Source organism: Coriobacterium glomerans PW2 (genome assembly GCF_000195315.1).
Lineage (GTDB): Bacteria > Actinomycetota > Coriobacteriia > Coriobacteriales > Coriobacteriaceae > Coriobacterium > Coriobacterium glomerans.
In genome coordinates, this window is sequence record NC_015389.1 from 1,201,182 (window position 1) to 1,213,923 (window position 12,742).

Annotated in this window: 8 protein-coding genes; all 8 read right to left on the reverse strand. The window is 62.7% G+C overall.

All coding sequences use genetic code 11. The features are described from left to right. Positions 1-86: 86 nt before the first annotated feature. Positions 87-2,669, reverse strand: a complete 2,583-nt coding sequence (gene leuS / locus CORGL_RS05340) for a leucine--tRNA ligase (RefSeq protein WP_013708897.1) — start codon at positions 2,667-2,669, stop codon at positions 87-89. Between the two features lie 22 nt (positions 2,670-2,691). Then, positions 2,692-4,203 (reverse strand): IMP dehydrogenase, encoded by a 1,512-nt coding sequence (locus tag CORGL_RS05345; RefSeq protein ID WP_013708898.1) that lies wholly within the window; start codon positions 4,201-4,203, stop codon positions 2,692-2,694. Between the two features lie 339 nt (positions 4,204-4,542). Continuing rightward, positions 4,543-5,625 carry a DUF871 domain-containing protein gene (locus CORGL_RS05350; RefSeq protein ID WP_013708899.1) on the reverse strand — a complete coding sequence of 361 codons (1,083 nt, stop codon included), beginning with the start codon at positions 5,623-5,625 and terminating at the stop codon, positions 4,543-4,545. Positions 5,626-5,748: 123 nt separating this feature from the next. After that, positions 5,749-7,230, reverse strand: a complete 1,482-nt coding sequence (gene ffh, locus CORGL_RS05355; protein WP_013708900.1) for a signal recognition particle protein — start codon at positions 7,228-7,230, stop codon at positions 5,749-5,751. Between the two features lie 3 nt (positions 7,231-7,233). Beyond that, positions 7,234-8,154, reverse strand: coding sequence for a signal recognition particle-docking protein FtsY (gene ftsY, locus CORGL_RS05360; RefSeq protein ID WP_013708901.1), 921 nt, complete (start codon positions 8,152-8,154; stop codon positions 7,234-7,236). Further along, a complete protein-coding gene (smc, locus tag CORGL_RS05365; protein WP_013708902.1) occupies positions 8,154-11,693 on the reverse strand; it encodes a chromosome segregation protein SMC in 3,540 nt (1,179 codons plus the stop codon). The genes ftsY and smc overlap by 1 nt, the downstream gene beginning before the upstream one ends. A 9-nt stretch (positions 11,694-11,702) precedes the next feature. Next, positions 11,703-12,428 carry a ribonuclease III gene (gene rnc / locus CORGL_RS05370; RefSeq protein ID WP_013708903.1) on the reverse strand — a complete coding sequence of 242 codons (726 nt, stop codon included), beginning with the start codon at positions 12,426-12,428 and terminating at the stop codon, positions 11,703-11,705. Between the two features lie 5 nt (positions 12,429-12,433). Continuing rightward, a complete protein-coding gene (locus CORGL_RS05375) occupies positions 12,434-12,676 on the reverse strand; it encodes an acyl carrier protein (RefSeq protein WP_013708904.1) in 243 nt (80 codons plus the stop codon). Between the last annotated feature and the right edge of the window lie 66 nt (positions 12,677-12,742).

Genomic DNA, 12,742 nt, shown 5'->3' on the forward strand with positions numbered 1-12,742 from the left:
GGAAGCGGGGTGAAACCCCACTCCCTTCTGTTTGCAACTTCAGTTTCCGAGATAGCATACCATAAGGACCACATCATGTGAAGCGCTTATCTGACAATCAGGTTCACAAGTCTTCCTGGAACCACGATAGCCTTCACCACGGTTTTATCAGCGATCCATTTGCGCGCCGCATGCTCTGCCGCAAGCCGCATCTCCTCATTCGTTGCACCCGAGGGCACAACTGAGCGCGTACGCAGCTTGCCCATGACCTGCACGGCGATCTCAACGGTATCGCTTGCGGCCTCCTCGGGGTCAAAGGCCGGCCAGGGTGCGCTGTAGACGTCCGCGGCGTGACCGAGGGCCTCATGCCACAGCTCGTCAGCCCAGAACGGGCAGATGGGTGCCAGCACCGAGACGATATCGGTGGCGATGAGGCCGCAGAGGGCCGGATCGCGCCGCCCCTTCGAGCCGACCCATGCGCTGGCGGCCCGCACCAGCTCCATCACCGCTGAGATGGCGGTGTTGAACTGATGACGATCGAAATCCGCCGTGCACTTCGCGATCGCGCGATGGCGCTCCCGCAGCAGTGCGAGCGCGGCGTCATCGAGCGATGACTTGTCAAGCGAGGAGCACGTCGCCGAGAGGGCGTCCTCGCCCGCGTCGCGGGAGAGCCGCCATACGACGCGCCAAGCGCGCCTGAGAAAGCGGTTCGCCCCTTCCACCGCATTCGCATCCCAGCTGAAATCCTTTTCGGACGGCGCGATGAACAGGATCGCCAGGCGAAGCGTATCGGCCCCATAGGGCTCGATCACCGTAGCGGGCGCGATGACGTTGCCGACCGACTTGGACATGACTTCCCCGTGCTCGTCTTTGACCATACCCTGAGTGAGCAGATTCTCGAACGGCTCGTCGATGTCCAACAGCCCGATGTCGCGAAGGGCCTTCGTGAAGAATCTCGAATAGAGCAGATGAAGAATCGCGTGCTCTATGCCTCCGACGTAGTTGTCGACAGGCATCCAGCGCGACGCCGCCGCTCGCGAGAACGGCAGATCGGTGTTGTGGGGATCGCAGTAGCGCAGATAATACCAACTTGAACAGGTGAACGTGTCCATGGTATCCGTTTCGCGGCGCGCGGGCTCCCCGCAGATCGGACAGGTCGTCTCATAGAATTCCGGATGGGATGCGAGCGTCTCCCCCGCGCCGAGATCGAGATCCTCGGGCAAGACGACCGGAAGCTCGTCTACGGGCACGGGTACGATCCCGCAGTGCGCGCAGTGGATGGCCGGAATCGGGTTGCCCCAGTATCTCTGGCGGGAGATCAGCCAATCGCGCAAGCGATACTCGACCTTGCGTCTGCAGACGCCTGCGTCCTCCAGATCGGCGACGATGGCGGCCTCCCCCTCGGAGTGCTTTCCACCTCGCAGTCCCGTGTACTTACCGGACTGCACGAGCGTGCCTTCAGCCGTGTGCGCGCGATCCCAATCGACGGACTCGCCGTTGTAGGTATCGATGGACTCACCGGACTCCTCAAGAGCGAGGCGATCCTCATCAGATAGGATGATCGGGACGATGGGCAGATCGTACTTGCGCGCGAACTCGAAATCGCGCTGATCGCCGCAGGGAACCGCCATGACGGCACCGGTTCCGTAATCGGAGACGATGTAGTCGGCGACCCAAACGGGAACGCGCTGACCGCTCACCGGGTTAACGACGTAGCGCCCGGTGAACGCGCCGTGCTTCTCAAGGGTGCCCTGCGCGCGCTCGACAGCGGATACCCGTTGCGCGCCCTCGATGACAGCGCGCACGCCGGCCTCCCACGAGGTGCCCTCGACAAGATCGATCAATCCGTCGTACTCGGGGGACAGCAAAAAGAACGTGCAGCCGAACAGGGTATCGGCGCGTGTCGTGAACACGGTTATGCGTTGATCCGGGTCGGGTTCGCCGTCGGAATCACACAGGATGAAGTCGATATCCGCTCCCTCGGAGCGACCGATCCAATTCGCCTGCATCTGCTTGACGCGCTCCGGCCACCCGGGCAGCTTGTCAAGGTCGGCCAGCAGCTCATCGGCGTACTCGGTGATCCTGAAGTACCATTGCTCGAGGTCTCGCCGCTCCGGAAGCGAGTCGCAACGCCAGCAACGGCCGTTGACGACCTGCTCGTTGGCGAGCACCGTCTTGCAGCCGGGACACCAGTTGACCGGGCTCTTCTTGCGGTAAACGAGTCCACGTTCCCACAGCTTCTCGAATATCCACTGTCCCCAGCGATAGTACTCAGGAGAGCACGTCTGCTGAAGGCGATCCATATCGTAGGAGAAGCCCATGCGGCGCATGGTTGCCAGCGCGCACTCCATATTGCGGTATGTCCAAGCGGCTGCCTGCGTGCGGTGCTTGATCGCCGCATTCTCCGCCGGCAGGCCGAAAGCATCGAATCCGATGGGATGCAAGACATCGAAGCCGCGCATGCGCGCGGCTCGCGCCATGGCGTCACCGATGGTGTAGTTGCGCACATGGCCCATATGCAAGTCGCCTGAAGGATAGGGAAACATCTCGAGAACGTAGCGCTTGGGACGCGCTGAGTTCTCGTTGAGCGCAAAGAGGTTCTCGTCGTCCCAGATGCGCATCCATTTCTTCTCGATGCGTCCGGCATCGTAATCGGGAACATCCATGTTGTGAACCGTGTCATCGCACATACGGCGTGACTCCTCCTTGCTCCTAGCGGTAGCTGATAGACTGGTTGTGATCCTTGAGCACGACGTCGTGAGCGCCACCCTCGATGATCGACGTCGATGAGACGAGCGTGAGTCGAGCCTTCTGCTGAAGCTCTGGGATCGTGAGGGCTCCGCAGTTGCACATCGTGGACTTCACCTTGTACAGCGTCGACTCCACGCCGGCCTTGAGGGAACCGGCATAGGGAACGTAGGAGTCGACCCCCTCCTCGAACGAAAGCTTCGCTGCACCACCAAGGTCGTAGCGCTGCCAGTTGCGGGCACGCACTGAACCCTCTCCCCAGTATTCCTTCATGTACTGACCGTTCACGTTCACACGCGCCGTGGGGCTCTCATCGAAGCGAGCGAAGTAGCGGCCGAGCATCATGAAGTCCGCACCCATGGCCAGGGCGAGCGACATGTGATAGTCGTAGACGATGCCGCCGTCTGAGCAGACCGGCACGTAGACGCCTTTCTCCTTGAAGTACTCATCGCGCGCGCGGCACACGTCGATGAGCGCCGTGGCCTGTCCGCGTCCGATCCCCTTCGTCTCGCGCGTGATGCAGATCGATCCGCCGCCGATGCCGACCTTGATGAAATCCGCGCCGCAATCCGCGAGAAAGCGAAATCCCTCGGCGTCCACGACGTTGCCGGCCCCGACATGGACATCCTCGCCGTACGTGCCGTGTATCCAGCTGATCGTGCGCTTCTGCCATTCGGAGTAGCCCTCCGAGGAGTCGATGCACAGCACGTCAGCCCCCGCATCGAGCAAAAGCGGAACACGCGTCTCATAATCTCGGGTGTTGATACCGGCACCCACCATATAGCGCTTGTTCGCATCCAGAAGCTCGTTGGGGTTCGTCTTGTGCGCGTCATAGTCCTTGCGAAACACGATTCCCAACAGATAGTCGCTGGCATCGACAACCGGAAGCGCATTCAACTTGCTGTCCCAGATCACATCGTTGGCTCGCTTGAGGGTGATGTGCTCGTCGCCGACGATGAGCTTCTCGCGCGGCGTCATGAATTCCTCCACGCGTTTCGCAGGGTCGTCGCGCGACGGTCGGTAGTCGCGCGAGGTGACGATACCCAGCAGCTTTCCGTGGGCCAGCCCGTCATCGGTAACGGGCATGGTCGAATGACCGGTGCGCATCTTGAGCTGCATGACCTCGGCCAGGGTCATACCCGGTGTGAGGGTCGAGTCCGAGATGACGAAGCCGGCCTTATGATCCTTGACGCTCTTGACCATGGCTGCTTCGTCCTCGGATGACTGCGAGCCATAGATGAACGACATACCGCCTTCGGTGGCCAGCGCGATGCCCATCGACTCTCCTGAGACGGATTGCATGATGGCAGACGTCATAGGGATGTTCAGGCTGATGGCGGGCTGCTCGCCGGCTCGAAAACGCGTGAGAGGGGTTTTGAGCGAGACGTTGTCGGGCACGCACTCTTGGGATGAATACCCTGGTACCAGCAGATACTCTGAGAACGTGTGGGACTCACCCGGAAAAAATGTGGCCATTGTGCTCCTTCTTGGACCCGCGGCGACCTCGTTGCCGCACTGTACGCTATGTGCAGCTATTGTAGCGCAGACGCCGCTCATGCTGCGCTGTGCGCGCGAAGAACATGAGGGATTCCAGTGGATACCACGCAGGATCGGCCAGATCATCGCATCCACCTGCGCCCTGAACGCCGATGGGACCGGTGCGCGCGCACGGCGGCGATATGCGCCATGATCAAGAGCTTCCCGGATCCCGCGCGAGCGCTTCAAAGAACTGTCGAGCGAGATGTAAGGCGATCTGCCGACAGCGGCCTCAAGAGAGGCCCCGGAGGGCCGCCGGACCGGGATCGACCTGGACCTCTAGCATCGTTTGAATCCGAACAGATGCTCCGGAGCTATGTAGTCGAGCAGGAACAGCTCCTCGGGGGGCACGGCGCCCACCAGGTTGCGCGTCCCGTCATCGGGGATCTCTCTGAGCGCTATCTCGAGTTCGCCGCGGTAGTGCTCCATGTTGTCGTTCACCACGAGAACGTCACCGCGCTTGAAGGATTGGACTCCTGAGGGCCGCGCGGCGATGGATCGATCGCGAAACGCGAGGCGCGGCATCGACGAGCGGAGCATATAGGCCGAGGCGTCACCGCGGGTCGCATGCGACGCACCCCAGATCACCTCCCGCTCGACCGGACTCACGCCGCTCTCGAGCACGAGCCCCAGCTGCGACCGGCATTGATCAACGGCGGCGACCGAGGCGAGCTCCTCTTCGGAAGCGAATGCGTTTCCGAAGATGACATCATCGGCGAGCTCGGTGGCGAACAGATGCCGGGCCTGAAGCTCAGCCGGGCGGTGACGATCATCCTCGCAGGTGGGAAGGCCCGCAAAAACCGGCCATGGGCCGAACGTATCTGGTTGCCGACTCGAGATGAACGCCGCCGTGCCAAGCCCCATGTTTCTGTATCTCATCGACAGGCGCGTAAACGCTTCCTCGGAAAGACCGGTATAGGGTTCGGGATAGAAGTTGTGGCACGTCCGCATCGCATGGGGATCCGCCCCGCGCTCGATGAGGTTGTCCAACGCGAGCGCGGCGCTTCCGTTGAACTCGATCGAGATGCGCTCGCGGTTGCGCGTGATCGCGATGTCGCCGCAATCTCCGAAATGGGCGTCCAGACGAATGATGTCGATGCCCAGGCGCTTGAACGGCGAAAGATCGCAAGGCGTGGCACCGAGCCGATCGAACACGGTCTCGTTCGTGTCGACCGCAACGACGAATCCCAGTTCATGCGCTGTTAGAGTGAAGCTCCCAAACGTGTCGAGCGCCGCGGTGTCCGCCGAAAGCAGACACGTGAAGATACGTGTGAAACCATAGCTCGCGGCGAGCTTCATGTACTGCTCATCGCGCTCGGGTGTCGAGCGCTGCGGATAGACGGAGATACCCAACCGATGCATGCGAGCCGCCTTTCTGATCGTGTTGTTGAGATCGACTCAGATGTCTGCGGTGACGCGTGCGATCGAGCACATGGCACCGGATCCGCATGCCATCTGTACGTCAGCGGGCCGATGTCGCCGCCCTTATCTCCCGCCGCGCAGACGCTGCTCCATCTGGCGCAGCATATCCATATCTGCGGACCCCTTCCCTTGTGAGTCATCTCCGAAGGCAAGGGGACTCTGGCCGCCGAGAGCGCCCATTCCCGGGATCTGGGGCATGCGCATCTTCTTTCCGCGCTTGCCCTTCTTTCCGCGCTTGCCGCCGCCCATCTGGTTGGTCATGGAGCGCATCTTGCCCATCATCTTGTTCATCTCGCCCCATTGCTTCATGAGGCTGTTCACATCAGAGGGCTGGACACCTGAGCCCCGAGCGATTCTGGCTCGACGTTGCCCGTTCACGATCTTGGGATTGAGACGCTCCTGAGCCGTCATGGACATGATCATGGCCTCGTTTCGATCGAACACGCGCTCGTCGAGATTGCCCCCCATCTGGTTCAGCGCCCGCTGGCCGCCGGGAAGCATCCCCAAGATGGACTTCATACCACCCATCTTCTTGAGCGAGCGCATCTGGTCGAGCATGTCGTTCATCGTGAAGCCCTCGCGCAGCATGCGCTCGGCGGCCTCCACCTGCTCGACGTCGGCCATCTCCTGAGCCTTCTCGATGATGCCGACGACGTCGCCCATGCCCAGGATGCGCTTTGCCATGCGATCGGGATAGAACACCTCGAGCGAGTCGGGCTTCTCTCCCATGGAAACGAACTTGATGGGCTTGCCGGTCACAGCGCGAATCGAAAGCGCGCCGCCACCGCGGGCGTCGCCGTCGAGTTTCGAGATGATGACCCCGTCGAAATCGGTGCGCTCAGCAAAGGTCGAGACCACGTTCACGATATCTTGACCGGTCATCGCATCGACGACCATGAGAATCTGATCGGGCTTGACGGCGCGCTTGATGTCGACGGCTTCCTGCATCATCTGCTCGTCGATCTGCAGCCTGCCCGCGGTGTCCACGATGACGACATCGCGCATCGTGTCGACGGCTTCTCGAATGGATCCGCGAGCGATCTCTATCGGATCGGCTCCGTCGCCGCGAAAGACGGGAACCTCGATCTCGCTGCCGAGCGCGGAGAGCTGGTCGGCGGCTGCGGGGCGATAGACATCGGCTGCCGCCAGAATCGGCGAGCGGCCCTGCTTCTTCAGCAGATAGGCGAGCTTCACCGCTGCGGTCGTCTTGCCCGATCCCTGTAGACCCACGAGCATGATGACATTGGGTATGCGGTTTCCGAGCACGAGCTTGCTCTCAGTCGAGCCGAGCAGCTCGGTCAGCTCATCAAGCACTATCTTGACCACGTTTTGAGCCGGCGTCAGCGAATCCATCACTTCAGAGGTCGAGCAGCGCTCCTTGGTCTTCGCGACGAAATCGCGCACGACCTTGAAATTCACATCGGCCTCGAGCAGCGCCATGCGGATGTCGCGCATGGCGCTGACGATATCCGCCTCTGTGAGCCTGCCTTTGCCGCGCAGGCGATCGAACGTGTCATTCAGACGTTCAGAGAGACTGTTGAACATCGGTTACTCCTCACCGGTTCCGACGAGCGCGCGAGAGAAGTCGCCCGCATCGAATGTCTGCAGATCATCCACCTGCTCGCCGACGCCGACAGCCAGAATGGGAAGTTCCAGCTTCGACGCCACGGCCAAGGCGATGCCGCCCTTGGCGGTTCCATCGAGTTTGGTCATGATGACACCGTCCAGACCGAGCGAATCGTTGAAGCGACTCGCCTGGGCCAGTCCGTTCTGGCCGGTGGTCGCATCGATGACGAGCACGACATGAACGGCCATGGGGCCCGCCCGCATGCGCTCGGCCCGCTTTCTCGTCACATTCACGACCTTGGCGAGCTCGCGCATGAGATCGGCGGAGGTGTGCAGTCTGCCCGCGGTATCTATGAGCACGAGATCGGCGGCGATCCGATCCGCTTCATCGAGCACGTCGTAGCACACGCTCGCCGGATCCGCCCCGCGTGTCCGCTTGACGACGGGGACGCCCGCGCGCTCCCCCCAGATGTCGAGCTGCTCGATAGCCGCTGCTCTGAACGTGTCGGCCGATCCTATGACCGTCCGCTTTCCCGCAGCGACGGCCTTGCTCGCGATCTTGCCCACGGTCGTCGTCTTGCCGGCGCCGTTGATGCCCACGAACAGCACGCACGAGGGAGTCTGGGAGATGGGATCGCACGAAGACGGCACGAAATAGTCCTCGAGTCTGGCGGCGAGCGCGCAGCGCAGCTGCCGGGAGGTCTTCAGATTCTTGCGTGCGGCGATCTCGCGCAGCTCATCGGTCAGCTTCATGGCGATCTCAGCGCCCATGTCATCCATGACGAGCGTGTCCTCGAGATCCTCCCAGAACTCCTCGCTGACCTCGCCGCCGAAGTAGAAGACCTCATTGAGCGTCTCACGGCTCCGCTCGAGCCCACGTGAGAGCGCGTCGAATAGACCCATTATACCTTCACGACCTTTCCTGTCACTCGGTCGAGCTTCTGATTGACCACGCGACTGACGCCGTCCGCCTGCATCGAGACGCCGTAGAGCACGTCAGCATCCTCCATGGTGCGTCGCTGGTGCGAGACGACAAGCAATTGAGTCGATTTGCGCAGCACGTCGATAGCACCGAGCAGTTTGGAGAGGTTCGAGTCGTCCAAAGCGGCCTCGACCTCGTCGAGCACATAGAACGGGACGGTGCGCGTGCGATAGACGGCGAACAGAAGAGCAAGCGCCGTCAGGCTCTTCTCGCCTCCGCTCATGAGCATCATCTTGGAGATGCGCTTGCCCCTCGGCTGAGCTATCACCTCGATACCCGTCTCGGCCGGATGATCCGGATCGGTCATCTCGAGATACGCCTGCCCGCCGGGAAAGAGCATGGAGAAGACGCGCTTGAAGTTTGCATCGACTTGCTCGAACGTGGTCAGAAACTGTCGACGCATCTTGCGATCGATCGCCGATATGATCTTTGCGAGCGCGCGGCGCGCCGACTCGAGATCCGCAAGCTGCGCGGCGATGTAGTCAGCTCGGCTCCTCAGGCGCTCGTATTCCTCCATGGCGACCTGGTTGACGGGCCCCAAGCCGTTGATCTTGCGCACGAGCTCATTGAGTTCTCGCTTCTGCGCGGGGGGGTCCTGAGGTGCCGGCAGCGCAAGGGCCTCCTCGAGCACGGTCGTTCCATCCGCGGTGATCGCCTGTATGGCGTGCTCCACCTGAATCTCGAGCCGACCGCGTTCGACTTGAATCTCACTTTGCGTCTCGCTCGCCCGATTCAGATCAGCCTTTGCAGAGGCGAGCTGCGCCTTGGCGTCCTCGATCGTCTTTTTGAGTGTGGCGGAATCCGCTTCCTCGAGCGTCGCCTGATCGCGCAGACGCGCAGCCCAGCTCATCGCGCAGGCTGCAAGCAAATCATAGCGCTCATGCAGGGGATCAATACGGAGCCGCAAGACCTCCAGCGCGCCTGAAGCCTGCGTCGTGGCGTCGATGCGTCGATCGATCCCCTCCAAGCGACGCTTGAGCTCGGGCAGTCGCATCTCCAATCCTCGTTTGCGCTCCTGTGCCTGAGCCTGCCTGACCTTGGCATCCTGCAATTTCGCGGCAGCCTCCGCGTCTTCGGTCCGCACGCGATCGAACTCTTCGGCCGCCTCTGCCAGGCGCTGCTCGAGTTCGCCGACGGAGGCTCTCGCCTCATCGCGAACGCGCTCGATCTCATCGACCCTGGGCTGCGCGGAGCGCATCTGCTCGGCGGCGGTCTCGCGTTGACGTCTCAGCGCGGCCTCGTCAGCGAGCAGCGCGGAGAGAGACTGCTCGAGTCGACCGACCTCGGCGATCAGAGAGCGACGCTCCCCCTCGATGCCAGCCAGCTCGCCTGAAGTCGCGCTCTCACGAGCGCGCGCCTCCTGGAGCTCGCGCTCCGCATCGCTCACCTGTGCTGCAGCATGTTCGAAGCCGGCGGCGAGATCGGGTTCGACACGGCCCAGCTCGCGGATGCGGCGACGCCGCTCGAGCGTGCCGCTCGTGCCGCCCGACCCGGCGACCCCGACGCCGACGACCCCTCCGTCGCGCACGCGGGCGCCGTCGGCGCTCACGTAGACGACCCCGGGAGCAGCTGGTGCGTCGAGCGCATCCGCCAGCGTGGGAACCACATGCACGTGCCCCAGAAGCGCAGCGATCACCGGTCCGTAGCCTTCACGCACCTGCAGCCGCTCCACGAGTCGATAGCCGTGAGCGCCGTGATCCGCGTCGGGGGCGCGGACATCGCGCGCGACCAGAACCGCCGAACCCGAGACGCCGGTCTGCTCGAGCGCGAAGGAGCCCGCATCCGCAAGCGCCGCTGAGTCCTTGAGCACGATCGCGTCGATATCATCTGCGAGCAGACTCTCGACGAGATCCTCGAGTTCGGGTGGGGCCTCGATGATGTCAGCAAGACGCGACACCACCGACCCTTTGCGCTCGCGGGCGACCTTTGCCGCCAGAGGGGATGCGTCGCCGAGGCGATCATCGAGCTTCTCGAGGCTCGAGAGCTCGGAGCGCACCTCACCCAGCCTGTCGCGCGCTTCACGCTCCTGTGCTCGCAGCTCGCTCAGAACGCTCTGCGCGAGCTCGATCGAGCGCGTCGCCTGGTCTCGGCGGGTTCGCACCGCGACAAGGTTTTCATCGAGCTCGGCGGCTCGGGCGCGACTGGCTGCCAGCGCCGCGCGGGTCGACTCGATCGCCTCGCCCATCTGCTCGAGGCGGGACGCGTACAGCGCGTCCTTGACGTCGGCGTTCGAGAGCGCCTCCGATACGCGCGCGAGCTCGAGTGAGGCGGCGTCCGCCTCGGCTTGGGAGTCGCGCTGATCGCGACGAAGCCTCGAGATGCGCTCATCCAGCTCGGCTCGGCGCGCGCGCAGATCGGTTGCCGCGGGCTCGAGCTCGGCCGCATCGCCCTCAGCGAGGCTGAGCGCCGCGCGCGCCTCGTCAAGCGAGCCCGTCGCCGATTCGAGTTCCTGCGTGATGCGGCGGCGCTGATGCTCCGAGCCGGAGAGGACGCCGCGCATCTCGGAAAGGCGCGAGACCATGTTACGGCCCTTTTCCTCGAGCAGCCGCATATCGGAGCCGATACGACCCACGACATCTTGCATGCGGCGCCGCTGCTCGCCGAGATCTCCGACGAACAGGCCCTTCTCCTCGAGTGTGACCTGCATCTTCTCGAGATCTCTCTCGCGCTCCGACAGGCGGTATCGAGCGAGCTCGAGCTCCGCTGCGCTCTCCTTGCTCCGCGTCTCGAGCTCGCTCCAAGATGACTGCAGCCGCCGCAGCTCGTCCACGGCGAGTATCTGCGTGAGCTCTCGGGCGCGCGCAGTCAGCTCCTCGTAGGTGCGCGCGAGATCGACCTGTCGCTCAAGCGGTTTGAGCTGACGAGCGATCTCGCGTCTGATATCGTGCGCCCGCTTCAGGTGCTCGTCCATCGATGCGATCTTTCGCTGCGACCGCTCGCGACGGCGCTTGTGCTTGGCTATGCCTGCGGCCTCCTCGATGAGAGCTCGACGCTCCTCCGGCCGACTCTGCAGGATCGCATCGAGCTTGCCCTGCGAGATGATGGAGTGGGTGTCCTTGCCGAGGCCGGAATCGTGCAGCACGTCTTGGATATCCATGAGACGGCACGGGCTCGAGTTTATGAGATACTCGCTCTCGCCCGAGCGATACATGCGCCTCGTTATGGCGACTTCCTCGAACTCGACGGGCAGCACGTGATCCGCGTTGTCGAGAACGAGCGTCACCTCGGCGACGCCGACCTGCTGACGCGCCGAGGAGCCGGAGAAGATGACATCCTCCATGGCCTGGCCGCGCAGCTGGCGGGCGCTCTGCTCTCCGAGCACCCAAAGTATGGCATCCGAGATGTTCGACTTACCCGATCCATTCGGCCCGACGATGACAGCCAGACCCGGTTCGAACACCATGTGAGCGCGATCGGCGAACGACTTGAATCCCTTGAGGGTGAGAGACTTGAGATACACGATGCGCTCCTACCCGAGCTTTTCGTTCGAGCTGACGCCTTGATGGGAGCAGCCCATGCGCTCGAGGGCATCGCGAGCCGCGGAGGCCTCAGCCTCCTTCTTCGACGAACCCGTCCCGCGGCCGCAGCGAACGCCGTCGACGAGCACGACGGCGGTGAAGGTCGGCTCATGCGCCGGTCCGCTCATGCCAACGAGCTTGTAGCAGGGTGGCTCCCCATGGTCCTCTTGAACGCGCTCCTGAAGAATGGATTTGGGGTTCGAGACGCTCTCTGGACGGTCATCGGCGAGGTGGGGCTCGAGGGTGCGCAGAATGAACGCCTCGGCGACATCCCAGCCGCCGTCGAGATACATCGCCGCGACCAATGACTCGTAGACGTTCTCGAGTGCTGAGTGCATACCGCGCGCACCCGTGCCGGTCTCGGAGGCACCGAAGATGATGCATCGGTCGATGCCGAGTTCGAGCCCGACGTCAGAGAGCATCGCACCCGAGACGAGCGATACCTTGAGACGGGTGAGTCTGCCCTCATCGATGGAAGGATAGCTATTGAACAGGGCTACGGCCACTATCGCTCCGAGAATCGAATCTCCCAGAAACTCGAGTCGCTCATATGACGCGCAGACGGGCTGTCCCTCGACCGCAGAGGGATGAGTCAGGGCGCAGCGCAGCAGCTGCCTGTCAGCGAACCTGTGGTGGCATATCTGCTCGGCAGCGCGCAGTTTCTCAGAGACTTGCAATGGGTCTAATCCTCCTGTGCTGCTTCGATAGCATCCACGACGTCGGAAACCGAGCCGATTGACTCGAGCTTGTCATCGGCGATCTCGATATCGAACTCATCCTCGATCGCCGTCACGAGTTGGAGACGATCGAGAGAATCGGCATCGAGATCCTCGAACGTCGTCTCTTCGGTGATCTCATCGGATCCGATGCCGAGCACATCGCTCGTGATCTCGGCAAGCTTCTCGAATATCTCGGTGCGGTCCATTCGCGCTCCTCTCGCGTCGCCGGATAGCCGGCCTGAATAAGCTCCCATGATTCTACTCGCAATGCC

Coding starts and splice junctions, on each gene's coding strand:
- ftsY (WP_013708901.1), bottom strand. CDS start 8,154: ATGGGTCTATTCGACGCGCTCTCACGTGGGCTCGAGCGGAGCCGTGAG.
- ffh (WP_013708900.1), bottom strand. CDS start 7,230: ATGTTCAACAGTCTCTCTGAACGTCTGAATGACACGTTCGATCGCCTG.
- CORGL_RS05375 (WP_013708904.1), bottom strand. CDS start 12,676: ATGGACCGCACCGAGATATTCGAGAAGCTTGCCGAGATCACGAGCGAT.
- CORGL_RS05345 (WP_013708898.1), bottom strand. CDS start 4,203: ATGGCCACATTTTTTCCGGGTGAGTCCCACACGTTCTCAGAGTATCTG.
- leuS (WP_013708897.1), bottom strand. CDS start 2,669: ATGTGCGATGACACGGTTCACAACATGGATGTTCCCGATTACGATGCC.
- CORGL_RS05350 (WP_013708899.1), bottom strand. CDS start 5,625: ATGCATCGGTTGGGTATCTCCGTCTATCCGCAGCGCTCGACACCCGAG.